The 25848-nt window shown below is 36.9% G+C and carries 26 protein-coding genes, 1 tRNA gene and 1 pseudogene; 12 read left to right on the top strand and 16 right to left on the bottom strand.

The window, feature by feature from the left end; all coding sequences use genetic code 11:
- Window positions 1-351 precede the first annotated feature (351 nt).
- Together MW688_RS05225 and MW688_RS05220 are read right to left on the bottom strand one after the other, a co-directional pair.
- Window positions 352-672: an HdeA/HdeB family chaperone gene (locus tag MW688_RS05225; protein WP_486734871.1), complete on the bottom strand. Its 321-nt coding sequence runs from the start codon at window positions 670-672 to the stop codon at window positions 352-354.
- A 26-nt stretch (window positions 673-698) separates the two neighbouring features.
- A complete protein-coding gene (locus MW688_RS05220) occupies window positions 699-1049 on the bottom strand; it encodes a glycine zipper family protein (protein ID WP_486734870.1) in 351 nt (116 codons plus the stop codon).
- Window positions 1050-1247: 198 nt separating this feature from the next.
- On the opposite strand from MW688_RS05220, the pseudogene MW688_RS05215 reads away from it, so the two are divergent.
- Window positions 1248-1367 (top strand): annotated as a pseudogene (locus MW688_RS05215) (Hsp20 family protein); the annotation flags it as partial.
- Between the two features lie 57 nt (window positions 1368-1424).
- Here the strand turns inward: MW688_RS05215 and MW688_RS05210 are convergent.
- Window positions 1425-2147, bottom strand: a complete 723-nt coding sequence (locus tag MW688_RS05210; protein ID WP_486734869.1) for a 2-phosphosulfolactate phosphatase family protein — start codon at window positions 2145-2147, stop codon at window positions 1425-1427.
- A gap of 232 nt (window positions 2148-2379) precedes the next feature.
- Complete coding sequence (locus MW688_RS05205; protein WP_486734867.1) at window positions 2380-3426, bottom strand: D-alanine--D-alanine ligase family protein; 1047 nt, start codon at window positions 3424-3426, stop codon at window positions 2380-2382.
- Between the two features lie 347 nt (window positions 3427-3773).
- Here MW688_RS05205 and lpdA point away from each other — a divergent pair, with 347 nt between their 5' ends.
- The 4 genes from lpdA to MW688_RS05185 all read left to right on the top strand — a co-directional run bounded on the left by lpdA (window position 3774) and on the right by MW688_RS05185 (window position 7309).
- Window positions 3774-5198 carry a dihydrolipoyl dehydrogenase gene (lpdA, locus tag MW688_RS05200; protein WP_486734866.1) on the top strand — a complete coding sequence of 475 codons (1425 nt, stop codon included), beginning with the start codon at window positions 3774-3776 and terminating at the stop codon, window positions 5196-5198.
- Window positions 5199-5285: 87 nt separating this feature from the next.
- Window positions 5286-5356: transfer RNA gene (locus MW688_RS05195), tRNA-Gly, on the top strand.
- Between the two features lie 59 nt (window positions 5357-5415).
- Window positions 5416-6798, top strand: a complete 1383-nt coding sequence (locus tag MW688_RS05190) for an SDR family NAD(P)-dependent oxidoreductase (RefSeq protein WP_486734864.1) — start codon at window positions 5416-5418, stop codon at window positions 6796-6798.
- A 34-nt stretch (window positions 6799-6832) separates the two neighbouring features.
- Window positions 6833-7309 (top strand): DUF6745 domain-containing protein, encoded by a 477-nt coding sequence (locus MW688_RS05185; RefSeq protein WP_486734863.1) that lies wholly within the window; start codon window positions 6833-6835, stop codon window positions 7307-7309.
- A gap of 231 nt (window positions 7310-7540) precedes the next feature.
- Here MW688_RS05185 and gloA read toward each other — a convergent pair whose 3' ends face one another.
- From gloA to MW688_RS05170, 3 genes are all read right to left on the bottom strand, one after another.
- Window positions 7541-7972: a lactoylglutathione lyase gene (gene gloA / locus MW688_RS05180; RefSeq protein WP_486734872.1), complete on the bottom strand. Its 432-nt coding sequence runs from the start codon at window positions 7970-7972 to the stop codon at window positions 7541-7543.
- A 290-nt stretch (window positions 7973-8262) separates the two neighbouring features.
- Entirely contained in the window at window positions 8263-9231 is a 969-nt protein-coding gene (gene nadA, locus MW688_RS05175) for a quinolinate synthase NadA (protein ID WP_486734862.1), read from the bottom strand.
- 145 nt (window positions 9232-9376) lie between these two features.
- A complete protein-coding gene (locus tag MW688_RS05170) occupies window positions 9377-10513 on the bottom strand; it encodes a geranylgeranyl reductase family protein (RefSeq protein ID WP_486734861.1) in 1137 nt (378 codons plus the stop codon).
- Between the two features lie 119 nt (window positions 10514-10632).
- On the opposite strand from MW688_RS05170, the gene MW688_RS05165 reads away from it, so the two are divergent.
- A complete protein-coding gene (locus MW688_RS05165; RefSeq protein ID WP_486734860.1) occupies window positions 10633-11463 on the top strand; it encodes a DUF3747 domain-containing protein in 831 nt (276 codons plus the stop codon).
- A gap of 35 nt (window positions 11464-11498) precedes the next feature.
- On the opposite strand, the gene MW688_RS05160 is transcribed toward MW688_RS05165, so the two are convergent.
- From MW688_RS05160 to MW688_RS05125, 8 genes are all read right to left on the bottom strand, one after another.
- Entirely contained in the window at window positions 11499-12665 is a 1167-nt protein-coding gene (locus MW688_RS05160; protein WP_486734859.1) for an LptF/LptG family permease, read from the bottom strand.
- Between the two features lie 13 nt (window positions 12666-12678).
- On the bottom strand, window positions 12679-13407 hold the full coding sequence (gene lptB / locus MW688_RS05155; protein WP_486734858.1) for an LPS export ABC transporter ATP-binding protein: 729 nt from the start codon (window positions 13405-13407) through the stop codon (window positions 12679-12681).
- 75 nt (window positions 13408-13482) lie between these two features.
- Window positions 13483-13950, bottom strand: a complete 468-nt coding sequence (locus tag MW688_RS05150) for an LptA/OstA family protein (RefSeq protein WP_486734857.1) — start codon at window positions 13948-13950, stop codon at window positions 13483-13485.
- Window positions 13951-13963: 13 nt separating this feature from the next.
- Window positions 13964-14365: a DUF309 domain-containing protein gene (locus MW688_RS05145; RefSeq protein WP_486734856.1), complete on the bottom strand. Its 402-nt coding sequence runs from the start codon at window positions 14363-14365 to the stop codon at window positions 13964-13966.
- Entirely contained in the window at window positions 14362-14727 is a 366-nt protein-coding gene (locus MW688_RS05140; protein WP_486734855.1) for a ferredoxin-thioredoxin reductase catalytic domain-containing protein, read from the bottom strand. Before MW688_RS05140 ends, MW688_RS05145 begins: the two co-directional genes overlap by 4 nt.
- A gap of 64 nt (window positions 14728-14791) precedes the next feature.
- Window positions 14792-15202: an 8-oxo-dGTP diphosphatase MutT gene (gene mutT / locus MW688_RS05135; RefSeq protein WP_486734854.1), complete on the bottom strand. Its 411-nt coding sequence runs from the start codon at window positions 15200-15202 to the stop codon at window positions 14792-14794.
- Window positions 15195-15599 carry a DUF760 domain-containing protein gene (locus tag MW688_RS05130; RefSeq protein ID WP_486734853.1) on the bottom strand — a complete coding sequence of 135 codons (405 nt, stop codon included), beginning with the start codon at window positions 15597-15599 and terminating at the stop codon, window positions 15195-15197. Before MW688_RS05130 ends, mutT begins: the two co-directional genes overlap by 8 nt.
- A gap of 150 nt (window positions 15600-15749) precedes the next feature.
- Window positions 15750-16706, bottom strand: coding sequence for an RNA polymerase sigma factor, RpoD/SigA family (locus tag MW688_RS05125; RefSeq protein ID WP_486734852.1), 957 nt, complete (start codon window positions 16704-16706; stop codon window positions 15750-15752).
- A 333-nt stretch (window positions 16707-17039) separates the two neighbouring features.
- On the opposite strand from MW688_RS05125, the gene MW688_RS05120 reads away from it, so the two are divergent.
- The 6 genes from MW688_RS05120 (at window position 17040) to MW688_RS05095 (ending at window position 24621) form a co-directional block, all read left to right on the top strand.
- The gene (locus MW688_RS05120; RefSeq protein ID WP_486734851.1) at window positions 17040-17651 is read left to right on the top strand and encodes a histidine phosphatase family protein; all 612 of its coding nucleotides are present in this window, start codon (window positions 17040-17042) and stop codon (window positions 17649-17651) included.
- Between the two features lie 13 nt (window positions 17652-17664).
- A complete protein-coding gene (locus MW688_RS05115; RefSeq protein ID WP_486734850.1) occupies window positions 17665-19371 on the top strand; it encodes an ABC-ATPase domain-containing protein in 1707 nt (568 codons plus the stop codon).
- Window positions 19368-19658, top strand: coding sequence for a DUF7734 family protein (locus tag MW688_RS05110; RefSeq protein ID WP_486734849.1), 291 nt, complete (start codon window positions 19368-19370; stop codon window positions 19656-19658). The genes MW688_RS05115 and MW688_RS05110 overlap by 4 nt, the downstream gene beginning before the upstream one ends.
- Window positions 19659-19884: 226 nt before the next feature.
- On the top strand, window positions 19885-20343 hold the full coding sequence (locus MW688_RS05105; protein WP_486734848.1) for an FHA domain-containing protein: 459 nt from the start codon (window positions 19885-19887) through the stop codon (window positions 20341-20343).
- Between the two features lie 182 nt (window positions 20344-20525).
- Window positions 20526-22091 carry a CBM96 family carbohydrate-binding protein gene (locus MW688_RS05100; RefSeq protein WP_486734847.1) on the top strand — a complete coding sequence of 522 codons (1566 nt, stop codon included), beginning with the start codon at window positions 20526-20528 and terminating at the stop codon, window positions 22089-22091.
- A gap of 247 nt (window positions 22092-22338) precedes the next feature.
- Window positions 22339-24621 carry a hypothetical protein gene (locus tag MW688_RS05095; protein WP_486734845.1) on the top strand — a complete coding sequence of 761 codons (2283 nt, stop codon included), beginning with the start codon at window positions 22339-22341 and terminating at the stop codon, window positions 24619-24621.
- Here MW688_RS05095 and MW688_RS05090 read toward each other — a convergent pair.
- Window positions 24601-25515 carry an MOSC domain-containing protein gene (locus tag MW688_RS05090; protein ID WP_486734844.1) on the bottom strand — a complete coding sequence of 305 codons (915 nt, stop codon included), beginning with the start codon at window positions 25513-25515 and terminating at the stop codon, window positions 24601-24603. The two genes, MW688_RS05095 and MW688_RS05090, sit on opposite strands and share 21 nt — an antisense overlap.
- Window positions 25516-25848: the final 333 nt, after the last annotated feature.

Raw genomic sequence — 25848 nt, 5'->3', positions numbered from 1 at the left:
ACCAATTTTTAAGCGTTGAGCATTAATTCTTTAACTCATTACTTCAAAACTTCAAAACTTCTTTCACTTCAAGATTCATCCACAAGTAACTTTGGATAAAGATGCAAGATCTGAGTTTAAGCCTGTAGGTTGGGTTAAACAAAGTGCAACCCAACAGATAACAGTGGGAGACTGAGTAGATAGATTGTTGGGTTTCGTTATCAAGGGCCCAACCTACCGGGGTGGCGATCGCTTTTGAGCACATCTTCAGCCTGTAGGTTGGGTTAAACAAAGTGCTACCCAACAGATAACAGTGGGAGACTGAGTAGATAGATTCTTGGGTGTAGTGACATCAACCCATAACGCACGGAATTATCTATATCTCTCAAAAACAGTTAATAGGGTATCATCGGGATTATCAATACAGTGATTAACAACTGTATGGCTAATTGTCGATAAAGCATTTACATCAGCCGTTGACTCGCTGTTTTTACCACTTATATAACCATGAAAAAACATAATCGTTGCTCGTTTTTCTTGGTCATTAAGCTTAAGTAGGTTACGACAGGATATAGTTTCTAAATTAACTATAGAGTTATCTTCAGACATTGGTTCATCTTGAGCTATAGCGGTAGTAATACTTGCTAATAAAACTATCCCTGTAGAAATCATTAACTGAAAAGTTCTGTTCATTTTTCTCCTCAACCCATTGTAATTAATTATTGGACTTTTCCTCTCATGCAATCATCGAAGGCAATTTGGTAGAGATAGTCAGAATCTCTAGATTGACTAACACTACCTCCCACTCCTCCTGCTGCGGCACCTATTCCAGCACCCAAGCCAGCATCACCAAAAATAGCACCAATTATAGCACCACCTGCGGCACCACGAGCGGCCCTTCCTAGGGTTTCACCTTGAGAGTTTCTTCTGGCATAATCTCTGGCATATTCTTCACAAAAAGAGCGTGATGGCTGCTGATATTGAGCTAATACCCCGGGATAATTTAGCCCAATCAGACCAAAACCAGCCATAAGAGTTATTCTCAATATTATTTGTTTTCCTAGTAGCATATTTATACTCAATACTAGTTACAATAGTTTATTTATTAGTTATCATATCACTATACTAAAAACTTAAGAACAAATATCAAAAATTGATAACCCTAATGTATCAGACTATGAAGCCAAAGCTAAAAATCTGCAAAGGTTTTTAGAGTTGCGGTGGAGTTTAGATACAAGCTCTGATTTCAGCGCAAGCGAATCAGAGTAGTTGACAATAGCAATGTCGCTGCTGAATACAAAGATGGAATCTTGAAGTTGACTTTACCAAGATTAGAAGAAGAAAAAAATAAAGTAGTAAAAGTGAATTTAGATCAAATTAATTCCTAATGTTTTAACTTAGCTTAATTACCCAGTTGATTACCTAACTGGGTATTTTTTTGTATCTTATATTTGCCCTACGCTAAGTACTCCCGGTTCAGTTTGCAAGGGAACAATATCTAAAATATCTGATTGAGCACAATATTTGAGATCTGCTTGCCCATCTAATCTTAACAGCCTCTGTCCATGACTAGATTGTTCAAATAAACTTAGTAACTTGTCTTGCCACTGAGTATAAAGGGCGATCGCCGCAATCACCTCATCATTGCCTACTTGATACTGAGAAACTAACCCTTGGGCGATCGCCCCGGCGCAGACAGTATCTTCTAGGGAGTAACCTCCCTGCCAACCAGAACCAACTAACCAAACCGTTTCTGGCTGTTTATCCCAGATATATTTAACCACAGCCTCACGGTTTACTTGAGCTGCTGTAAGAACTGTATGAGATGGTTTAACTCTTTCTAAAGCCCTTGTACCATTGGTTGTACTCAGAAATAAACGCTTATTTGTAACTACTTCAGGCGTATAATCTAGGGGAGAGTTACCCAAATCACAAGCATCTACTTTAGAACCACCTCTTTCTCCTGCTCTAATTCTCAAATTTTCTGGCCATTCCTCACTTGCTTCTAGTAATGTCTCAATTTCACTGAAAGCTTGTACCGCTTCAGCACCAGCATTTAAAGCTGTAGCAATTGTTGTGGTAGCTCGTAGAACATCAATCACAACTGCACATTCTGGGAAGTTTTCTTCAGGCGTTAATTCAGGAGTATGATATACAAATAGCTTCACGATAAGATTAACCTTAAAAAAAAATAAAACAGATTTATATCATCTCATAATTTAATCTTGTTTTATCTTAAAATCGGAAATAGAACCAAGACTAGTTGCCAAAAATTCATTTTGGCAACCAGATTTAAGTCTAAATACCACTTATTTGGTGCAAAGAGTATTAATATTGATCGAGCTCATCAAAAAGCAGAATATATCTTAACTCAATTAAATCAACATTTAAGCGATCGCCTCAAATCAATACTAAATCTTTGCCCCGATTGAGAGCGTTATCTTGCATGATTAAGAATAGTTTATCTAAAGGTATACTCGCAGCTTCTGCCATGGTTGGAATTACACTCTTAGGAGAAAAAGAACAGTATAATCCTGCTTCTAAAAACCAGGGTTGTCCAGAGGAATCTATACGGAAGTCAAAAAGACTATAATGTCTACATCCTAAGGCTTTGTGACATTTTTTGGCTATTTCTTGAACTCTTTTTGTGGTTTCATCTTCTGGATAGACAATCCAAGATTTCTTGGTATCTTTGGCGGCCAAGATTAATTCTCCATCTTCCCCTTGTTTAAGCTTATCTTCATATTCCCGAATTGGTTTGCTATCAGAATCCATGGCGTATTCTTCTAAGGGTAAACCAATTAGTTCACCATCTTTGACAATTACACCACATCTAACTTCTCTACCCAATTCTATAAATTTTTCTACGATAACTTGATCTGAACAATTAAAAGCTGTTGCTAAAGCTGCTTCATATTCAGATTCATCTTTAACTAGGGTTACTCCTAAAGAGTTATCGGAGGTTATCGGTTTAACTACCGCAGGAGGAGTAATTGTTGGTATTTGTCCTTTTTGTAGTAATTCTCCTGGAGGTACTTTAATTCCCGCAGCTTCAACTACTGCCTTGGCTTGAGCTTTATTATAAGTTAAAGACATAACCTCGGGAGTGTTGCCGATGTAGGGAATAGAGAGTAAATCGAACAAACAGCGATAAGTAATCATTCCTTTTCGACAAAACATTTGGGGTATGACTAGGTCTATCTTTAACAGGTTGATATATTCAATCGCTGCTGCTAGAGACATAGGTTGCGCTTTGGCGATATCCTCTTTATCTAAGGAAGAGGGAAATCGCCATTGCTTATCTGGACTTACGTAGGCGATATAGAATTTGTATAATTCTGGGTTGGCTGTAGATTTTAGACAACCCTGGGCATAGACAAGAGATAAACTAGTGTAAAATTCATTTTCTGGTGAACCTACTAGGTGTAAGATGCGCAAATGAGACATATAAGTTTTTTTAATTTTACTCTTGTAAGATAACAAAAAATGAGAACATTGTAAACTTTTATGAAGTGAAGTAACAGGGATAGCTCCTCAGATCTTGCTCCTTTGCCAAAAGTTGCTGGTTGGGGTTGAGTAATGAGTAATGAGTAAGGAGTAATGAGTAATGAAAATGAGTTTTGAAGTCTTGAAGTCTTGGAGTGAGGAAGTCTTGAAGTGAGGAAGTCTTGAAGTAATGAGTTAAAGAATTAATGCGATCGCGCTTAAACTTCATACACAAATTAATAGCCTTGGCCCGATACAATAAAATAACGGAAAGGGATAAATAAAAATAAAGAAGAAGAAGAAGTTAAATGAGTGAACAATTTGATTACGACCTAATTATAATAGGAGCAGGAGTAGGGGGGCATGGTGCAGCTCTACACGCAGTAAAAAGAGGATTAAAAACAGCGATAATAGAAGCAAAAGATATGGGGGGGACTTGTGTTAACCGTGGTTGTATACCCTCAAAAGCTTTGTTAGCCGCCTCAGGAAGAGTAAGAGAATTAAACGATATCAAACATCTAGAAAGTATGGGTATCGAAATTGATGGGGTGAATTTTAACCGAGAAGCGATCGCCACCCACGCTAATAATTTAGTGGGTAAAATTCGTGGAGATCTCACTAATAGCTTGAAAAGACTAAATGTAGATACAATCAACGGCTGGGGAAAACTTACTGCTCCCAACAAAGTTAGTGTTTTAACCAAAGAAGGGGAGAAAACGATTACAGCTCAAGATATCATGCTGTGTCCTGGTTCGGTGCCTTTTGTTCCTCCCGGGATAGAAATAGACCATAAAACAGTATTTACTAGCGATGAAGCCGTTAGACTAGAATCTCTACCCCAGTGGTTGGCGATTGTTGGTAGTGGTTATATTGGCTTAGAATTTGCCGATGTATACACAGCATTAGGCTGCGAAATCACCATGATTGAAGCTTTAGACCAATTAATGCCCACTTTTGACCGGGATATTGCCAAAATAGCTGAAAGGGTTTTAATTAAACCCCGAGATATTGAAACTTATACAAGTACTTTAGCAAAAACAGTTAAAGCAGGTTCACCAGTGGTAATTGAATTAGCTGATGCTAAAACTAGAGAAATAGTAGATGTATTAGAGGTAGATGCTTGTTTAGTGGCAACAGGTAGAATTCCTGCGACTAAAAATCTCGGTTTAGATATTTTTGGGATAGAATTAGATCGCCGGGGCTTTATTGCTGTTAATGACCAAATGGCAGTACTTAAAGATGGTGAGGTTGTACCCAATCTCTGGGCAGTAGGAGACGCCACCGGAAAAATGATGCTTGCCCACGCGGCATCAGCCCAAGGTGTGATTGCTGTAGAAAATATTTGTGGTAACCACAAGAGTATTAACTATCGCAGTATTCCTGCCGCAGCTTTTACTCATCCTGAAATTAGTTATGTGGGTTTAAATGAACATCAAGCCACAGAATTAGCCGCAACAGAAGGATTTGAAGTAGCTACAGTGAAAACCTATTTTAAGGGTAACTCCAAGGCTTTGGCTGAGGGGGAAACTGATGGTGTTGCTAAAATTATTTACCGCAAAGATACTGGGGAATTATTGGGAGTACATATTATTGGTATCCACGCCTCTGATTTGATTCAAGAGGCAGCTAATGCGATCGCCAATGGTGAATCTGTGCGCAATCTCGCTTTCAATGTTCACACTCATCCTACTCTTTCTGAGGTCCTTGACGAAGCCTATAAACGAGCTGAATAACAACATATTTCATCAAAACTCCTACAACATTTTATTATTGTAGGAGTTAATAGTTAATTAAAAGTTTTCTCTACTGATAAAATAATTATGGGGGTAGCTCAATTACGAAGAGCATCACCTTGCCAGGGTGAAGGTTGTGGGTTCAAATCCCACCCCCTTTAGGAAATAACAATTCTTGCATTTTCTCTTTGGCACTATTGAAACTGAATATGAATTTATGGATACTTTACCCCCAGAATGGGAAAATTGTCTGAAAGTTTTACAAGAAATATCCGAAGATCCTAGCTTAATTGATTCTCAACCACGTTTTAAAAGTCTTATTGCTAAAATTTATAAAAATGGAAGAAAAAAAGCAAGGCGATCGCAAAAACACGAGCGAAATCATCTTAAGCAAGAACTTCAAAGAAAAACCGCTATAGTACAAAGTCAATTACAACAACCAACAGCAAGTTTCACACCAATTTCTCTCTCTAGTAACAAAAAACTCTTAAAACCTGTTGTAAGCTGTTATATTTGTAAGCAACGCTATACAGAAGTTCACTTTTTTTATCATTCACTATGTCCCCAATGTGCTCAATTAAACTATCAAAAACGTCAACAGAGAACAAGTTTAACTGGACGTGTAGCGTTAATCACTGGGGGCAGAATTACAATAGGTTATCAAACAGCTTTAAGAATGCTAAGAGATGGGGCCAAGGTAATTATAACTACTCGCTTTCCTTATGATGCAGCTACACGTTTTAGTCAGGAACCAGATTTTGTTCAATGGCAAGAAAAATTACAAATTTATGGTTTAGATTTACGTAATTTGGGAGCAGTTGAAACTTTTGTTAATTATTTATTAACCCAGTCAAAAAGCTTAGATATTATTATTAATAATGCGGCTCAAACTATTAAACGTCCTTTAGCTTTTTATCAAAATTTATTAAACAGAGATAAAAATTTATCTGGGTCTGAAACTGCACGTAAATTGATAGTTAATCAGCTTGATAATACCAATCACTATTTATTAGAAACTAAATTGAATCATTCTAGTCATCTTTTAAGGGATAAAAATGACCTTCTCTCTGATAGTTTTGATGCTTATGGACAACCATTAGATTTAAGTCCGACAAATAGTTGGCGACTTAAACTAGAAGAAATTAGTTCATTAGAAATGCTAGAGGTTCAACTAGTTAATGCTATTGCTCCTTTTATGTTAAATAGTCAATTAAAACCTTTGTTGATGGGTTCATCTTTTTCCCGTCGTTTTATTATTAATGTTTCGGCGAAGGAAGGACAATTTAATAGTGCTACTAAAACTATTTATCATCCTCATACTAATATGGCCAAAGCTGCTTTAAATATGATGACTCGTACATCGGCGGCTGATTATGCTTGTGATAAAATTTTTATGAATAGTGTAGATCCAGGTTGGTTTAGTAATCAAAATCCTCATCATATTAAACAACATATTCAAGAAACCAAAGGTTTTTACACTCCTTTAGATACAATTGACGGCATGGCGCGTATTTATGACCCAATTGTCCAAGGTATAAATAATCCCAGTGAACCTTTATTTGGTTATTTTCTGAAAAACTATCAACCCTATCCCTGGTAAATTTTGTTATACTACTGATTATGTATTTCAACAGATGGTGATAGGTAATTCTAGATTAACAGAGATGGCGATCGCCTTAATTAGAAGACATTGGCCTCTTCATCCTCATGTTATTTCTGTGAAATCACAGAAACCTATTTATATTTATCGAGGAGTATTGTTACCTAGGGAATATGGAGAAATTGAACTAGAACAATGGAACCCTCGATGGCTTTTAAAAGAACCGAACGCTGAAGTACGGCGAGCTTTAATTCAAGGTATGGGTTATGAAAAAATATGTCAAGAATTAGATACTACTCAATTAGATCAGTATCGAGAATATACTCTTTTAAGAATAAAAGCAAGTAATCTAATAGATGATTTGGAAGAAATTACTTTAGTAAAAATGACTTGTCCATCTACCGGACATATTCATGTAATTAGGGTACCACCTTCAATGAAAAGTGCTCATGAGGCAATAACTTGGATCAATTGGGGCATATCACCAGAGAGATTTATCATAGAAACGTGAGAGTGTGTATCCTATCCAAAGATTACTTTTACTAGCCTTGGATAGGACTTTTATATTGGCATGACAATACACTATTTCATTGTATTATCAACTCTGGTCTCCTTGTCTTAGTTCCTCCTGGAGTCTCGTTTTCACCGAAATGTTAAAAACCTATCCTTATGAGCTACACCCCACACCTGTTCACCCTACCTCAACCAGTAAATGAGTGGATTTTGGTGCGAGGGTCTGAGTCTAGGTCCTTGTGGCGGTTTCTTTTGCGGATTCTCCTCTAGATCCTTGTGTACCAATTTGAATTAATTCAACTTTATAACCATTGGGGTCTTCTACAAAAGCGATTACAGTAGAGCCATGTTTCATGGGACCTGGTTCTCTACTAACTTTACCCCCAAGGGATTTGATTTTTTCACAAGTACCGTAAATATCATCTACACCTAGGGCAATATGACCATAGGCATCACCTATTTCATAGTTATCAACACCCCAATTATAAGTTAACTCAATCACAGCTTCTTCCGATTCTTCACCATAACCAACGAAAGCTAGAGTAAATTCACCTCCTGGATAGTCTTTTTGGCGAATTAGATTCATACCGAGAATATCACAGTAAAATTTAAGTGATTCTTCTAGGTTTTTTACTCTTAACATTGTGTGTAGAATACGCATAGTTGTTGATAGTTTAATTATTTTTGTCTCTTTAATTATAGCTAGTTTAAGTTTTGTTCCTTCAGCTATAGCACTACTCATTAAGGTGTTTGACATTTTCAAACTATGAAATCCATTACTGGCCTACTGTTCCCTCTTCCCTCTTCAGGCTTCGCCTAGGGTTATAGTAGGATAGTGAGTTTCATTGCTCTTAAGTTCAAAGAATCTTTGCCAAAAGTTATTGGTGGTGGGGTTTTTCAACACCGGGAGAAGGGGAGCAATAGGGAGCTTTCCCCTTCCTTCTGATTATCTCAAGATAATTCCAACATTCTCTGAATTGGTTTATAAGCTGCTTCAATTATCTCATCAGGTAAAGTAATCTCTGGCTGTCGATTAAGCATAGTTAAATAGACTTTTTCTAGGGTATTTAACCGCATATAGGGGCACTCATTACAATTACAGTTATTAATACTGGGAGCTGGAATAAAGCGCTTATGGGGGGCTTGTTTTTGCATTTGGTGAATAATACCTGATTCCGTAGCCACAATAAATGTTTGTAGAGGACTATTTTGAGTGTATTTGAGCATAGCCGTAGTTGAGCCGATAAAATTAGCGTGGCGTAAAACAGAGTCAGGACATTCGGGATGAGCGACAATTTCTGCCTCTGGATATTCGCTTTGTAATCTGACTATGCTTTTTTCACTAAAGGTTTCATGAACTATGCAGCTACCTTGCCACAGTAATAGATTTCTCCCAGTTTGCTGCATAACATAGCGTCCTAAATGGCGGTCTGGGGCAAAAATAATTGGTTGATTTTCCGGGATTTGTTGTACGATTTTCACGGCGTTAGAGCTAGTACAAATAATATCACTCATAGCTTTAATTTCCGCCGAACAATTTATATAGGATATAACTATATGCTCGGGATGAGCTGCTTTGAAAGCGGCAAACTCTTTTGGTGGACAACTTTCTGCTAAAGAACAACCTGCCTCTAAATCTGGTAACAATACTAATTTATCTGGGTTAAGTATTTTGGCTGTTTCTGCCATAAAATGCACCCCAGCAAACACAATTGTATCAGCGTTGGTTTGAGCTGCTTGTTGTGAAAGTCCTAGGGAATCTCCTAAATAATCGGCTATGTCTTGAATATCAGGATCTTGATAGTAGTGAGCTAAAATTACAGCGTTTAATTCTTTTTTTAACTCTTTAATGGCTGTAAATAAATCATCTGGAAAAGTTGATTGTAATGGTTGTTGTTTAGGTAAAACGGTTGTGAACACAGTTTGGGGAAATACCTCTATTACTAAATTTGCTAGTGTAAATAATTATAGTTACTCTTACCATAATATTATAGTCAATTTTACCAAAAGTAGCCACTAGTTCCCAGATTAAAAGCCGCGATCGCGGCTTCTAGGTTTTACTTACTTATCTCATACCAGGAATAAGACTTTTCTTCAAACGAGCCATAGCCTGTTCAGTAACATCGCTATATTTTAACTCACCACAAAGAATTTTGGCCATAAGTTGAGCAGCCTTGGGACGCTTGACACCAACTTTATAGGAAATTTTAGGAAATTGATAAAATAATCCAGCTAGACGTTGAGCTAAAATCATATTGGCTCCCCATTCCTGAGCAACTAATTGAGTATATTCACTCAAAGCTTCTGATTCACCAGTAAGGGCTTTACTAATAGCGATCGCCCCTTGCCAACCAGTCCAAATTGCGGGTCGAATACCTTCTCCGGTGAGAGGATCTAGAATGGCTGCGGCTTCACCAACAATTATCGCCCTCGAACTGTGTAAGGTTTGATTGTCACGCCACAAAGCCAAAGGATATTCAGCATATTTAGCCCCATTAGTGTCTAATCCGAACTCCTGGGCATATTTAATTATCTGCTTCTTTAATTCTGCTGATTTAGCCTTATTACCGCGCAAAATTGCCCCACTGATGGTATAACCTTGAGCTTTAGGGAAGTTCCAAATATAACCATTGTTAAGTAGACCAAATTCAAAACAAGCAGTATCAGGATTTTCTGGAGGAGTAGGAGTGGTAATTTCTAAACTTGCCCCAAGAGATAATTGCTCAGAATTTAAACCCAAAGACTTAGCTACAAGACTTTTAACCCCATCGGCACCAATCAAATAACGACCCTGGAAGGTACCTGAAGTAGTCTTAACTTCCCAACTATCATTTTGGGCTTGAATACTAATCACCTCAGCTTCAGATTCAAACTTAGCTCCTTGGTTAATAGCTTGTTCCACTAAAAACTGGTCAAAAGCACCTCTATCTACCATCCACATCGGTTCAAGTCCCCGCAATTGAACCTGAGAAGGATCTGTAAGCTTCCAAGTATATTTGACTTGATTAACTTTTTGGACAATTACTGGTGAAAAGTCAAAATCAAACCATTGAGCAATACCCGGTGAAACACCACCTCCACAAGGTTTATAACGAGGAAAAGAAGCTTTATCGAGTAATAAACAGGAATGACCCTTTTGAGCGAGATGATAGGCGGCAGTAGCGCCTGCGGGCCCTGCGCCTACAATTAAACAATCAAACATATCTAAAGTTTATCAATTGAGATTAAAGATTATGCTGATTGTACTAGAAAAGTCCAAAAATAAGCCTATAATTTATAAAGAATAACTAAACAACTAATACTGTAAGTTGGTGTGAAGAAATGATCAAACTCAAAAAGTTGATTCAAAACAGTACTTTAGCTATGGCAACTCTCAGTGGTATTTTCTGGTTGAATGCTACTTTAGCTAGTCCTTTTCAGGAAACAGAAGTTGACCAAGAGAAATTTACAGCGATCGCGCGGCCCTTTGGAGACCAACAATATTCCTTACTGGTTATTGAACAAATACCCAATAAACAAGACTGCTGGGAAGAAGTAGAAGTAGACGCAGGTACTGTAATTATTGAGCCTTTGTTACTTAATTTTGATTTTACCGGAATTTGTCGCCGCAATACCGATAGTAATGGTTACTCCATTCGTATCGACGACGAAGACCTAGGTATGGAATATATGCTCACAATTGTTAAGGAAGACAATGAGTTAGTTTTACTAGGAATTCCTCGCAGCGATCAATCTCGCCCTAAGTTTTTGATTGGTACAACAAGAGGTCTCAGACAAGGTTTCTTGAAGATTCACCTAGCACCAGGTTGGCGTTTTACGAAAAGAACTTATGAAGGTAAAGTCCTCGGTCATGTCTATTTCAGTGCTAAAAGGGAAGAAATTGCTAGTTCCATAATTGTATCTCAAGAAACTCTACCACCTAAAATCCCCGACACTACAATCCCACAATACCCTAACACGGAGCTTTCTCCAATCCCCGACACTACAATCCCACAATACCCTAACACGGAGCTTTACCCAGTTCCCGAAACCTCAGAAAATCCTGATTTATTACAGAATCTTGACCCCACACGACCCACACGACCCACACAACCCACACAACCTTCTATGCCTACTACTCCATCTACACCCAATCCGAATCTTCCTAATTGATTTAGCCTAGAAAATTACTCCTTACTTTCCTCACTTTATTTAGCGGAACTTACTAATAAATAAATACCAGCACCTAGTCCGAAGAAATTAGGCAACCAAGCCGACATAAATGGAGAAAGAATTCCCCAAATTCCTAGAGAACTAGAAAAGAAAGAAAATAGATAGTAAGTAAAAATTAAGACTACACAAATACCAAAACTAGTAGCTCGGTTAGTATTATGTGGCTGTAGACCAATAACGGCTCCAATTAGACTAAATACGATACAAACAAAAGGTAGAGATATTTTTTCTTGAATACGTACTCTTAATTTACGTACTTTTTGTTCGTCACCACTTAAACGGACTACTTGGAGATATTGATAGGCTTGGGCTATATTCATTTCTCCATAGTCGCGCCCTCTACTAGCTAAATCTAATGGTGCCCGAGGAATAGCGAGTTTTTGATGTTCAAAGCGAATTATATTGCGATAGGAACCATCGGGGGCAATAATATAAATAGTACCATTGAAAAAATCCCAAACATTTTCTACAATATTCCAACTAGCATGTTTAGCTGTTACTATTTGACTAACACCATCTTGAGAGCGATCTAAGATAGTCAAATTAGTCATATTTTTTCCATTAAACTCTTCTGCATAAAATAAGCGACTTAATACTGTTTCGCGGCTACCATTTTCTCGTGTAACTTTTTTGTATTCAGGATAAATAATATTATTTTCTTTAAAATCAGGTTGATCTCGATTCAAAGCTTTTTCTAAAGTAATTGTTGCTTGATAATTAGTAATAGGAGCGATTAAATTATTAAACGTAAAGGTGATGCCTGTAATCACTAAGCCGAGAACAAGGGCGGGAATAATCAGACGATATAAGCTTAAACCAAAGCTACGCAACGCTATTATCTCACTATCACTAGATAAACGACTATAAGCCATTAAAGTAGCTAAAAGCATGGACATAGGAAAAGCTAGAACGATAAATTCCGGTATTTTTAGCAAGAGTACTTGAAAAGCTGCACTCAACATCAAACCTGATTCGGTAACTTTACGAACTAATTCAAACAAAGTGCCAATAGATAACCCTAAAGTTGTAAATAATCCCATTCCAAATAACAGAGGGGTAATTAACTCTAAAGTCAAATAGCGATCTACAATGGGTAGAGACCATGGTAATTTTTGAACAGTGCGATCTTTGCTAGTCTTCATGTTATAAAATGCGCTAAAGTTGAAACTTGTCACCTAGATAGTATTGACGTACAAGAGTGTTATTGTAGAGCTCTTCAGGAGTTCCTGAAGCTAGAATTTGCCCATCGTGCATAATATAAGCGCGATCTGTAATTTCTAAAGTTTCTCTAACGTTATGATCTGTAATCAGAACACCTAGATTTTGTTGCTTAAGTTTGGCAATAATTTCTTGAATTTCGGCAACGGCGATGGGATCTACTCCAGCAAAAGGTTCATCTAGTAGCAAGAACTTAGGGCCATTTAATCCTACTGCCAAAGAACGAGCTATTTCTGTTCTCCGACGTTCTCCACCTGAGACTTGAGAACCTTGGACGCGAACAATTTTTTCCAGACGAAACTCTCTAATTAAATGTTCAAACCGCAGCTTTTTTTGAGAGGGAGAAAGATTAGTTTGTTCTAATACTAACAAAATATTATCTTGAACATTAAGATTTCGGAAAATACTACTTTGTTGGGGCAAATAACCTATCCCTAGACGTGCTCTTTTGTTAATCGGCATACTAGTAATATTAGTATTTTCTAGCCAAACTACACCTTCATTAGGTTTCACTAAACCAGTAGCAATATAAAAAGTAGTGGTTTTACCAGCTCCATTAGGACCAAGTAAACCGACAATTTCTCCCGGAGAAACGCGGAGATTGACTCGATTGACAACAGAGCGCTTCCCATAATATTTATGAATATTTTCCAGAATAATGGTCATCAAAAAATGGGTTTGAAACCCCCTCCTTTAGCAAAGCGAAGGCTGGCTTGACAAGATCTAAGAAATTTAGTTTTACTAGTTATTTTCGTTAAAAATAATCTCAGGTTCTTCAGATTCAGAATCCGAAACTATATAAATAGACTCTACCTGTTGTTCCTCTTTGGGAGTAGCGATAAAATGTCCTTGGTCAATCAAATAAGTCATAGTTTCAGCCCGCATACTATTGCCATCTTGCAATACATAAACGTTGCCTGTAAGCACTAGGCGACGTTCACGACTAAAATATTGAGCTTGAGCTGCCGTTGCTTGCATTTGTCTGGCGGGGTAGTAAATTTTAACATTACCTCTAGCCGTAATTACTCCCGTTTCTGAATTAGCTTCTTGAATATCTGAACGCACAGTTAAGGTATTCTGTAATTCTTCAGTTTCTGTTGAGGTTTCTGCTGAGGTTTGCGCTAAAAATGGCCCTTGATAAATAATATGGGGGAAAACAAACCAAGTAATTAAAATCAAGATCCAATTATAAGAATAATAAGTAAGCATTGATACTAATATTTTAAACAAAGAGAATTGAAGGCCAACCATCTCTTTGATTTGCTTCTATTTCTAGTAACAATTCTGCTATTTGAGTAGGTTCAACCCGATAGAGACTTTGTAACAAAAAATTACTCTGTTGATAGAGATGGTCAACATCAATACCATAGTAACTTGGTTTATAGTCTTTTAACTTTTTTTGGCCTTCAGCTAAAAGAATTACTGCCCCACGCCAATTTTTATTACTCAGGTGGTAACAAGCTACAGCGATTTGCAATATACCTTGATAAAAGGTTTTATTTGGCTCTGATGATTCCATCCATAGAGCTTCTAAGGTATCATGGCAGGCATAAAATTCTTTTTGATTAAATTCTTGCACAGCCTGCCTAAATTTTGCTAATATTTCTGGTTGATTCAAGTTCAACTCATATTCTCTTTGACTTTTTGAATTTCTTCTATGCTTATTTCTTGTTCTTCCCCAGCAAAATCGTTATCTGGAGTGATGAAGAGCATACAATGGCACTCTTTACGTTCTCTCATCGGCACACAGGGGCAATTCCAAAAAGTATTTTTTACCTCTGCTTCTTTGTCTTCGTAATGTCTACAAGGGCACAATGGTGCCCCTAATTCTTCTTTGTGTTTGGCTAAGCCTTCGATAACTACCGCAGTTACTGAAGGGTCTACGCAAAAGTAGGTATCTGTTCTCTTGGCGTACTGTTCAGCGAACTTTTTCATAGCCATGAGATTCTTATCTATCTGAATGTCTTTATTAACTTCTGAAGTCATTATTTATTTTTCTGTTATCTTATTGCTTTATTTCTCTTTCATCTTATCTTATTGTTGTTATTTATCAACAGGAGAATAGTTTACCTATGGCGGCAATAATTTGGTAGTTAGCTTCAGGAAAGGTATATTCTTGTATTTCTTTTAAACTAACCCAGCGAATTTCTGCACATTCTATCGCTTGAGGCTCACCTTGTTTAATTTTACACTGATGAACAATCAAAGTGACGCGGAATTGTTCATAATCATGTTCTATTGTTATTAAGTGTCTTCCAACTGTAACTTTTACGCCTAGTTCTTCTTTGATTTCTCTAGCTATACAATCTTCTACTGTTTCGTTAGCTTCTATTTTTCCCCCAGGAAATTCCCATAAACCTCCCATATCGCCCTGGGGTAGCCGGCGATCTATCAAGATTTGGTTTTGATCTCCACAGATTACTGCTACCCCAATACGTTTATGGGGTTTATTACTAATCATCGTTGAATTCTGAATTTAATTCTGAATTTAATTCTGAATTTAATTCTGATTCTAATTTTGATTCAGAACAAAATTGCTCACTTCCTTGCAAAGATTGCTCAAAGTTTAGTCTTTGTTCTACATTGCGAAGAAAGTAGCCACTCATCATGGCTGAGGCTAAAAGACGTCCTAGGTTTTCTCTATTAGTGTTAATAGTTACATTAAAATGTTCTGATGGTAAACTACCTAGTAGTCCAACTATGTTGCGTTCCATTACCTGGAAAACTTCACTCGATTGGGGTTTAGATAGTTGAGCCACAGTTTCTGGACTTAGTGATTGTACATATTGCCATAGTCCATTTCCTGGGTTGTTTTCGTTTTCAAAGAAGCCACTATATTGATCTGTATTTCTGTTCATTATTACTTAATATCAATTACAAGCTTACAACTTACTCTAGCTTAACTTAACTTAACTGATTTGAATCTATATGAAAGGATCGGTAAACCAGATAACTAATTATCTTTTTTTTCCGATCCCTCTATGGTCCCTCTTCTGGTTAATCTTCATTTAACCCACGAGATATTCACTCATGTCTGATTTGCGTTTTCTCAGCTTCGCTAGTGCTTCTCGCTCGATTTGACGGACTCTTTCACGACTAATATTCAGAAGTACACCAATTTTTGACAGGGTTAGAGGTTTACCATCTGTTAACCCAAAACGCAGACTAATTACTTCTCTTTGTTGGGGTGTTAAGTCGTCCATTAATTTGTCTAAATCTAATTGTAAAGAAGAATAAGTCGCATAATCCTCAGGGGATTGTCCGGCATCTTCTAATAATTCTCCTAATTCAGTATCGTTGTTATCCCCTACCCGCAAATCGAGAGACAAGGGTTGACGCGCCCTTTCTAGGTATTCTCTAACCTGTTTTGGAGTTAGTTCTAGTTCTTCGGCTAATTCGGCAATTGTAGCAGAACGGCCTTTTTGCTGGGCTATTTGTCTTTGGGCTTTTTTAATTTTGTTCAGTTTTTCCGTAATGTGAATCGGTAAACGAATAGTTCTGCTTTTTTCGGCGATCGCCCTTGTAATTGCTTGACGTATCCACCAGTAGGCATAGGTTGAAAACCTATATCCTTTGGTTGGGTCAAATTTTTCTACCCCCCTTTGCATTCCTATCGTACCTTCTTGTATTAAATCTAGTAAATCCAAGTTCCGTTTTAAATATTTTTTGGCTACAGAAACTACTAAACGCAGATTGGCTTCAATCATTTTTTGCTTCGCCATCTCTCCTTGATATATGTAGTGGCGCAGTTTGCTTACGCTGATTTTTGCCGCTTCTGCCCATTCTGCTTCCGATATTTCTCTATTTTTTTTCTTCTCTATTTCTTGTTTACATTTTTCTAATTGAACTAATTTTTGCACTTGCTTAGCATGAATTATTTCCTCTTCATGAGTTAGTAGAGGAACACGACCTATTTCTTTTAAGTAAGCGCGAACTGAATCAGTTGCATTTTGAGCAGTTTTCATATTGGAGAGCTTCTTCCTCCTAGTAGTACACGGTGAGTGTGAGTAAAGTGAGATAGGAGTTATTTTCTTTTCTGACTGCAAATTTTCAGTCATTTACTAGCCCTGGACTTTAGTATCTAGGGAACCTATTACATACTTATTTTATTGACAACTTTGTTTACTACAACTTGTCTTGTTTTTCTCCTGATGACCAAGTGATTTTAGCCTATATACTTAAGTATACTCTTTTATTTTGTGAGCAAGTTTTTAAGTTTATTTGTTTACCTTTTTACTCTTTTCTATTTTATCTCAAATAGTTAACTTTTGTAAAATTTATTGACAACTAATTACGATATGTCTCAAAATATATGGTTAGCTAGACATGGTTTGCGTTTAGATTTCGTAAATTGGTCTTGGTTTGATGAAGCAGCACATCCTTATGATCCTCCTTTAGCACCAGAGGGAGAGAAACAAGCTCTGTGTTTAGCAAATAGATTAAAATCAGAAAATATTAGGCATATTTTTGCTTCACCTTTTTTGCGAACTGTACAAACTGCTCAAATAGTTAGTAATATTCTCAATTTATCAATAAAACTAGAATGGGGTTTAAGTGAATGGCTAAACCCTGATTGGATGACCTCGATGCCAAAAACTACTCCTGTGGAGATCTTGCCAAAAGATTATCCTAGTATAGATCTAAGTTATGTTTCCCGAGTTCAACCTGAGTATCCTGAAACAGAATTAAAACTTAGGGAACGAACGGCTAAAACAATTAATCAAATCTTAAGAGAATTTCAGGAAGACATGTTAATTATCGGTCATGGTCCTTCAATTAAAGCTATAGGACTAGCTCTTAATCCTAAACTTCCTGAAATTCAACCGGATTTTGCCTGTTTAATGCAATTCAGCAAAACTTTCCTTGGCTGGCAAATTAAATTAAATGCCGATACCACACATTTAAATTAAAAGTAATTTATTTATGTTAACAAAAGATAACTTAATAACTATCTTGAGAAATCTAGATGGAAAAAACTACAAAGCTTACCGAGAGCTTAAAAATACTTACCAGTTTCCTGAATTCAAACTAATTATAGATCGAGTTCAAGGGGACCCTTTTGCTACTCCTAGTCAGTTACGCATAAAAATACCCCAATCTCTTGCCCAATTTCCTGAATTTCTCTATAACTCTCGGATTCGGAATATAGCTTTAACTGACTATTTAATTCGTCAATTTAATCAAGCTTGTAAATCGATAATTATCAGTCGTGGGACAGGAAAGAGTGGAATGATTGGACTTCCTAGGGTAGGACAAAAAGTTCTCAAAAGAAGTACTATATTACTAAATAACCAAGAAATAGAAGTAAGATTAACAGCAGGATTACCGGCAAGAGGGAGAAGTATTCTGGGACATCAGGCGGTAGCAATGTTAACGGAAGACTTAGTAAAAATTTATGAAAGGAGTTTAAAATATCAATCCCTCGATTCTCAAGCAATAGAAAAACAAGTAAAAGTAGTAGAAGACGCAGATAGCCTGCGCCAACAGTTATCTTCTCAAGGATTAGTAGCTTTTATAGCAAATGGCTCGATACTGCCGAGAAAAAGTGGAGTAGATGAATCGCCTCTAGAAGAGGGGGCAATTCCCTTCATGTCTCCACCGTCATTAGAAGTGACTATGGATTGTCCGAATCAAGGAAAAGTGACGGGGATGGGGATTAAAGCGGGAGTAACTCTGATTGTGGGAGGGGGTTATCACGGTAAATCAACAATACTCAAGGCGATCGCCGCGGGTATATACAATCATATTCCTGGTGATGGCAGAGAATTAGTAGTCACAGAAGCAACAGCGATGAAAATTAGAGCAGAAGACGGACGCAGTGTTGCTTCTGTGGATATTTCACCCTTCATAGAAAAATTACCTGATAATCGCTCTACAGAAAAATTCACTACTAGTAATGCCAGTGGTAGCACATCTCAAGCAGCGAATATAATTGAAGCCATTGAAGCAGGGAGTAAATTATTGCTTATCGATGAAGATACAGCAGCCACTAATTTAATGATTAGAGACAATCGAATGCAAGCATTAATAGGGAAAGATTCAGAGCCAATTACACCATTTATAGATAAAGTTAGACAACTATTGAGTAATTACCAAGTGTCTACTATTTTAGTGATGGGAGGGAGTGGAGACTATTTAGATGTTGCCGATACAGTTATTGCCTTAACTAATTTCCACACCAAGGATGTCACGGCTAAAACTCAAGAAATTATCACTAACTACCCTACTAGGCGTATAAGTGAAGGAGGAGAAGAATTTGGTGCAATTAGACAGAGAGTGATTATCAATGACAGTATTTCTTTAAATAGTGGTCAAAAAGCAGTAAAATACAAAATTATTGGCAAAAACCAATTAATTTTAGGAAAAGAAAATATTGATTTAAATCAAGTGGAACAATTAGTAGAGGAAGACCAACTCAGGGCGATTGCTTTAGGGATTATCCACGCGAAAAAAAAATATATTAACGATTCTGCTCCTTTAGCAGTTATTCTAGAACTAGTTATCAAAGATATTCAATCTCAGGAGGGATTAGATATTTTAAGCGAATTTCCCCAGGGCAACTTAGCTGAATTTCGTAAACTAGAACTAGCGGCAGCTATCAATCGTATACGTAGTTTACAAACTTTATGAATAATTCTATCGTCTTCCCACTAGAACAGTATACTATAAAACATCCTGAAATAGTTTTAATTGTTAATATAGAAGTTAAAGGTGAAAGGGAGCAAATACTTATTTATAAAGGATTTTCTAGTTCTTTAACAGGTCAAACTGCCTTTGATCCAGATATTCCCGTTATTTCTCCTGATGCTAAGATAATTAGTATTGATAAATTAGCCAGTCCTTATCAACCAGATTCTCCCCAATATCTTCAAACTTATAGGAACTCGGAAGAATTTGAAGAAATATTAAAAGACTGACTAGAGAATACTAATTTTCATAGATGATGGTGAATTGGGCGTAAACATTTTTTCCTTGCTTGGGAATTGGTTTTGTGGGGAATTCCTAAAGACTAAAAACGAGAATACTAAATGAAACTAAATTACAGGTTATAATAAATCTAATAGACAAGATATAAACTTAATTTAAATTCATAATAGATTATAATATTTGTTAAATATTATTAACCCATTCTGATGATTTAGAATGTCAGCAATAACTTTAATTCTTCTACACCCTCTAAAAGCGATCCCGGTACAACATTGGACCTTTGATTTGGATACAACCATTACTATAGGAAGGTCTATAGATAATGATGTAATCTTATATAGTGCAGTAGTATCTCGCAAACATATAGAAATAAGCTCAGTAGGATCTAAGTGGGAATTAACTAATTTAGGAGCTAATGGAACTTATATTGGTGGGAAACGAATAGATAAATCTCTAGTGATAGATGGTATGATTATTCGCTTAGCTAGTTCAGGACCTCAAATAAAAATTCAACTTGATTCAGAAGTAGCTAGAAAAAATAGTCATCTAGAAAGGCAAAAACACTCAGTTTACTTTGAAAATAAAAATCAAAGTAAAGATGAGGATAAAGACGAGAGTAAAGAGCCCTCTGAAGAGGAAAGTAAATACCCGACTAAAGATACAATTATTAACTAGTTAGTATTAAGTAGTTAGTATTAACTAGTTAGTATTAAGTAGTTAGTAAAAGTACTTAGTTGACAATTATTGAATTCACTTGCTATATTAGTGATAATTTTGCGAAAGCTAAAGACACCAATTGTATTTTAGTTTTATATAAGTTAAGAAATTTTTATTTATTTAATTAAGTATAGAGAGATATGCCAAGACTTAGAACTTTTGTTAATAAGGTAATACCGGATGAAGACTCATTCATCCGGAGTTCTGCTCCTGAATTTCAAGAAGGAGTGGATCATGGTAGTGATGAAAGAATTACGATTAAAAACGATGGTTTAGGTTTAGACGAAGTAGGTTTTAACCGAAAAGGATACGTTAGCTTTGATTTAGGGGATGGAGTAAGTTATAAAAAAATCACCGAAGCTAAATTAGAAATAACCATAGACTCTACCTTCGATGGTCTTGTGCTAGAGGGTGGACTAAAGGGGAATACTTTAGAAATTTATGCTCTTAAACAACCCCAAGATTGGGATGAAAACACCATTAATTGGTACAATGCACCTGCAAATCAACCTAATTGGTATAAATTCCAAAACGATGAAGTTGTTTCCGTAGGAAATATCAGGTTTGAAGAAGAGCCATCAGCAGGGGATCAAATAGTCTTAGAAAATAATGTTTTTGATGATGTTGAAAACGATAATTTCATCGATTTTCTGGAGGAATATGGTGGTTCTTCAATAACATTTATGTTTAGACTAAGAGACCGAGGGAGGGGTGGAACTGGGGTTCACTTAGCTAGTAAAGAAAATCAAGAATATGACCCGATTCGTTTAAGCATCTCTGCCGATAAAGTACAAGGAGGCAATAAAGACGATTTAATCATTGGGACCAATCGTCAGGACACTTTAATCGGCGGTGGGGGTAATGACACCATAGAGGGAAGGGGGAATGAAGATCGCTTAGAAGGCCGTGGGGGTAATGATTTACTCATAGGAGAAGAAGGTAGTGACCTAATTTTCGGCGGAACTGGGAACGATACCCTAATCGGCGGTTCAGGAGGCGATACTCTCTACGGCGAAGAAGGAGATGATCTTTATATAGTTAATCATCCTAATAACTATATTATAGAATCAATAGAATCAGATGATAGGGAAACTGGTGGTATTGATACCATACAAACCTCAGTAAATTGGTTTTTGACCAGAAATCCTGAGGTTGAAAACTTGATAGTTAAGAGTGATAGTTTCGTTTTAGGCATTGGTAATCAATTAAGTAATCACATGGTTGGCGGCGATGGTGTTGACCGTCTAAATAGTAATGGTGGTAACGATACTCTCGATGGAGGTTTACGAAATGATATTTTAACCGGGGATAGTGGAAAAGATGTTCTTGTGGGAGGTTTTGGGAACGATATATTAACAGGGGGTAGTGATGAAGATACCTTTGTTTATAATAACTATAGAGAGGGAGGTGATTTAATTAAAGACTTTAACAATGAAGAAGATGTGATTAAGATTAAACAATCAGGTTTTAGTAATGATTTAGAGAAAGGGTTCGTTGATCCAAAACAATTAAACATAGTTAATAAGAGCCAAAACATCAATTCTAATTTGAGTCTTGGTTTTGTTTATACTCGCCAGGAGGGAGAACTATTATTTGTTGATAGAAGTCGAGAGGAAGCAATAACACAAATAGCTTCATTCGGGACTCTAGGGGAATCAGAAACTACACCAAACACTATTTACCCAACAAATATAGAAATTTTTTAATACTTATTAAACATTTCTAGCAATTCCTACACTTATTCAAGAAAACTTAGTGGAGGAAGCTTTTTATATTGTGGGGTAGTTTGCAGTAAGTTCCCGGTGTTGCCTTTCCCCAAAAAGCTAGGCTTTATATTAATAACTGGCTGTGGTATTTCTTGAGTCACCAATTAATATAACAGTCAGTAAATAAGTATTTAAGGCTTGCTAAGCCTGATTCTTCTATATTATTAAAAGTACTAAGTTTACTCTCATGAAACTTCATTATTTATTTATAACCAGCTTAGTTTTTTTAGTAACAGGTAATTGGCCACAATACAAACCCGAAGAATTAATTAATCTTAATGATTTATCGGGCGATATTACACTGAAGCTTGAAGATGGAGTATGGAAAGAGAGGGAAGAAAAACCTAGTTACCAAGAAATTTTTATTGATCTAAAGTGTAATCAAGGAAATTGTGATGAAGAAATATGGGCATATTCACCCCGTTTTCATAAAGATATAGAACATAAGGGTAGTTTAAAAGTAATTGAAGCGAAAAATCAGTGGAAGCTGAAGGTAAATTTGCCAATTCAATATTCACCCTGGAAACCAGAAGAAAAACGTGAAGCAGAATACACTATAGTAGTTGATGTTGAAGACAATAAACTAATTGGTAACTATACTGGAAGTTTAAATGAACGTATATTCAAGGGTGAAGTCATAGGAGTAATCAATACTCCCTGGGAACAATCAGTAGCAAATTATCAACCTCTATTGCCTAGAGAACATCCACGTTTAATTTTCCGTAGTCAAGAATTACCAGCAATTAGAAAGAAAACCCAAACAGATTATGGACAAAAGGTAATTAAGAGACTAGAAACATCTCTTAATCAAGAAATTCAATATGATGGTATTGGTCCCAACGGAGGGTATCACGCCGCCGGCAATTGCTTTTTAGCCTTAATTAATGAAGATTACCAAAGAGCAGATAAAGCTTGGGAAATAATAGAAAATTCCTTAGCCAATCCCGGTCCTAGATATTTAGAAAGATCCTCAATTTTAACTGGTGTAGCTTTAGCCTACGACTTATGCTATCAACTTTGGGATGAAGAGAAGATACAGAGATTAACTCGTTGGTTAGCTAGAGAGAGTCTTCATTTAACTAACGGAGATACTCCTCAAAGAGGTTGGAATGGAACAGCTTGGAGTAATTGGCAAGCTCGCGCTAGTGGGGCGGCAGGGTTAGCTGCATTAGCTATTCTCAAAGAACCAGAGGAATACTTAGGAGAATCTAGTAACCCAGAAAGATTGGTTAAAATCACGAAACGTAGGATTTACCGATACACAAATACTGCATTAGGAGACCGCGCCTTCGGCACAGAGGGAGATTTATATACCCGTGAATCTCTACACGCCATATTACCCTTTGTTCAAGCCTATCAAGAAATTTATGGTAAAGATTTAGTTCGCAATTCCCATTTAGCTTGGGTAATGCCTCAATATTTAACTCGGATGGTGGGAGAGGAGGGAGAAGTAAACTTACCTACTTATGGAAGACATCGTTTTGGTCCTGCTGGGGATTTATTTTCCTTCGGGTGGCGTACAACTCCTGAAGAATTTTTACCTGTTGCTTTGTGGAGTTTTGAGGAATATTTTGCCCTCAAGGAAGATGAAAGTTTAGGTATTAGTCTATATCAACCTCATCAAGCAATTTATATGCTGGTAGGATATCCTGAGGATTTAAGAGCAATTCCCCCAGAAAAAGTTTTCAACCGTGTCTTAGTCGATTCTACCAAAGGTTTCTTTGTTTTTCGCGATCAATGGCAAAATGACCAGGATTTTGTGAGTAGCATTTATCTGAGACGTCAACCTTTAGGCGCCTCTTGGTCTTTTCCTGATGTAGGTAGCTTTCGGATTTGGGGTTTAGGAGAACGTTGGGCTAAAGCGGGGGCTAGTAAATACGACCCAGAAGAAGAAAATGTGGTAGTTATTCCTGAAGTCCCCGCTTGGGAATCAGCAGAACCATTTTTTTTCGTCTATCATCCTGATGGTTCGGGAATTATCAGTATGAAGATGAAAGAAACAGTTAAATCTAATACTGATACTAATTCATCTCCTGCTCTCAATGCCACTCGTTCTTTTGCTGTTGACTATAGTGGGAGTGCTGGAGTTCCCGGTTTATTTGTGATAGCTGATTATTTCTGGGATGACCTCAATCAGGAATCTAGAGAAACTAAAACCTGGATTATGCACACAGAAGGAGATGTGGAAATCAATGGACAAAGTTTTACGATTAGTTCAGATGAGGAAGCAACTATGCAAGGTACTTTTATCACACCCGCTGATGTGAAAATCTCCTATGAAAAGACTGAAACTGGGGGAGTAATTAAAGCTCAAGGAAATAATTCTTTTTGGGTAGTAATGACGGTACAATCAGGATCTCCCCCTTCTTTACATATCGAGGGTGAGGGTTTACAATCCAGAGTAAAAGTGGGTGAACAAGTAATTACTTTTGGGGAAAAAGGCATTAATTTAAAGACTTTGTCCCCGTAAGAAACTAGGTTCTACTTTTTCTTTCCATTCCAGTACTTCAACCTTATCACCAACTTTAACTATTCCTTGACTACGAGGTACCATATTTTCCCCAAACATCACTCCAGCAGTTCCAAATTGTCTGAAAGTACTTAAAGTTCTTAAAGGTTCTCTCAATTCATTTTTAACACCTGTGGTTTGGTCAACGGTGGTAATAATACAACGGCTACAGGGTTTAACTAGAGTAAACTGAACTTCACCAATTCTAACTGACTGCCAATTGCCCTCACAAAAAGGTTCATCAGTAGTCACAACAATATTAGGACGGAATCTCTCCATACCTATTTCTAGATTTGAGCCGGGAATTTCACTAATACGGCGGTTTAATTCTGATAATGAGGCGGTAGCTGTTAATAAAAAAGGATAGGCATCAGCGAAACTAACGCGATCGCTCTCTTTTACCGCATATTTTTTTTCTACTTGCCGTGGATTTTGGGGTGATTGTCTTACTAGGCGACAACTTTGTTCTGGCTTTAGATTCAAAGCTTGATGAAACCATTGTGCCACCTCGTCTCCTTGGTCTATGGCTACTGTGCGATCGCTCCACACTTGTACAGATATTTCTTTTCCTGTTAATTTTGGTTGCCAAGTTAATGGGGGTATTGTACTCTCTACTTGAGATAGAGTTATTGATTCTTTGGATTTTAAATCTGGGTTTTGAATTGTCTGGTTTGATAATTCGACTCTAATTGTTGCTAACTGAGGATATTGTCGCTGACTAATAAAGCGATTGTGACGATCAACTATCATAAATTCACGATCCCAAGCAAATCCTTTTGTTGTCACTGTGGATTGTTTTAGTGATATTCCCTGACAGGATTTAATTGGGTAGATAAAAATCTCAGTAACAATCATCTGGCTCCGAGTCTTTACTAACAGAAAAATTATACTTCTTTTTAATATAGCGCATTGCTTTTTCAACAATAAATAAATTATCAAGAATTGGGAAGGGAGAAGCACTCAAGATGGGGCAACATATTTTTAGTTATAACTATATTATCAAACCTTGTTGTATCAAATCCTAGTTATCAAATCCAGTGATTATCATTCGATAAGTTTGTAGTAGGGCTTTAGCCCGAACAACCTATAACTCATATCAAAGCACCAGTACTTATGTACTAAATTAACCTCAGAAAAAGTTCATGTCTCTTTAGCCTAAGATCGTAGCAAAGGTCATCTATGGCCCCG

Source organism: Johannesbaptistia floridana (genome assembly GCF_057440575.1).
This window is presented reverse-complemented; position numbering and strand designations above follow the sequence as displayed.

What these genes read in the sequence shown, in the direction of transcription:
- MW688_RS05225 (WP_486734871.1), bottom strand. Translation starts at nt 672, where the DNA reads ATGAACAGAACTTTTCAGTTAATGATTTCTACAGGGATAGTTTTATTA.
- MW688_RS05220 (WP_486734870.1), bottom strand. Translation starts at nt 1,049, where the DNA reads ATGCTACTAGGAAAACAAATAATATTGAGAATAACTCTTATGGCTGGT.
- MW688_RS05205 (WP_486734867.1), bottom strand. Translation starts at nt 3,426, where the DNA reads ATGTCTCATTTGCGCATCTTACACCTAGTAGGTTCACCAGAAAATGAA.
- lpdA (WP_486734866.1), top strand. Translation starts at nt 3,774, where the DNA reads ATGAGTGAACAATTTGATTACGACCTAATTATAATAGGAGCAGGAGTA.
- MW688_RS05190 (WP_486734864.1), top strand. Translation starts at nt 5,416, where the DNA reads ATGGATACTTTACCCCCAGAATGGGAAAATTGTCTGAAAGTTTTACAA.
- MW688_RS05185 (WP_486734863.1), top strand. Translation starts at nt 6,833, where the DNA reads ATGGTGATAGGTAATTCTAGATTAACAGAGATGGCGATCGCCTTAATT.
- gloA (WP_486734872.1), bottom strand. Translation starts at nt 7,972, where the DNA reads ATGCGTATTCTACACACAATGTTAAGAGTAAAAAACCTAGAAGAATCA.
- MW688_RS05170 (WP_486734861.1), bottom strand. Translation starts at nt 10,513, where the DNA reads ATGTTTGATTGTTTAATTGTAGGCGCAGGGCCCGCAGGCGCTACTGCC.
- MW688_RS05165 (WP_486734860.1), top strand. Translation starts at nt 10,633, where the DNA reads ATGATCAAACTCAAAAAGTTGATTCAAAACAGTACTTTAGCTATGGCA.
- MW688_RS05160 (WP_486734859.1), bottom strand. Translation starts at nt 12,665, where the DNA reads ATGAAGACTAGCAAAGATCGCACTGTTCAAAAATTACCATGGTCTCTA.
- lptB (WP_486734858.1), bottom strand. Translation starts at nt 13,407, where the DNA reads ATGACCATTATTCTGGAAAATATTCATAAATATTATGGGAAGCGCTCT.
- MW688_RS05150 (WP_486734857.1), bottom strand. Translation starts at nt 13,950, where the DNA reads ATGCTTACTTATTATTCTTATAATTGGATCTTGATTTTAATTACTTGG.
- MW688_RS05140 (WP_486734855.1), bottom strand. Translation starts at nt 14,727, where the DNA reads ATGACTTCAGAAGTTAATAAAGACATTCAGATAGATAAGAATCTCATG.
- mutT (WP_486734854.1), bottom strand. Translation starts at nt 15,202, where the DNA reads ATGATTAGTAATAAACCCCATAAACGTATTGGGGTAGCAGTAATCTGT.
- MW688_RS05130 (WP_486734853.1), bottom strand. Translation starts at nt 15,599, where the DNA reads ATGAACAGAAATACAGATCAATATAGTGGCTTCTTTGAAAACGAAAAC.
- MW688_RS05125 (WP_486734852.1), bottom strand. Translation starts at nt 16,706, where the DNA reads ATGAAAACTGCTCAAAATGCAACTGATTCAGTTCGCGCTTACTTAAAA.
- MW688_RS05120 (WP_486734851.1), top strand. Translation starts at nt 17,040, where the DNA reads ATGTCTCAAAATATATGGTTAGCTAGACATGGTTTGCGTTTAGATTTC.
- MW688_RS05115 (WP_486734850.1), top strand. Translation starts at nt 17,665, where the DNA reads ATGTTAACAAAAGATAACTTAATAACTATCTTGAGAAATCTAGATGGA.
- MW688_RS05110 (WP_486734849.1), top strand. Translation starts at nt 19,368, where the DNA reads ATGAATAATTCTATCGTCTTCCCACTAGAACAGTATACTATAAAACAT.
- MW688_RS05105 (WP_486734848.1), top strand. Translation starts at nt 19,885, where the DNA reads ATGTCAGCAATAACTTTAATTCTTCTACACCCTCTAAAAGCGATCCCG.
- MW688_RS05100 (WP_486734847.1), top strand. Translation starts at nt 20,526, where the DNA reads ATGCCAAGACTTAGAACTTTTGTTAATAAGGTAATACCGGATGAAGAC.
- MW688_RS05095 (WP_486734845.1), top strand. Translation starts at nt 22,339, where the DNA reads ATGAAACTTCATTATTTATTTATAACCAGCTTAGTTTTTTTAGTAACA.
- MW688_RS05090 (WP_486734844.1), bottom strand. Translation starts at nt 25,515, where the DNA reads ATGATTGTTACTGAGATTTTTATCTACCCAATTAAATCCTGTCAGGGA.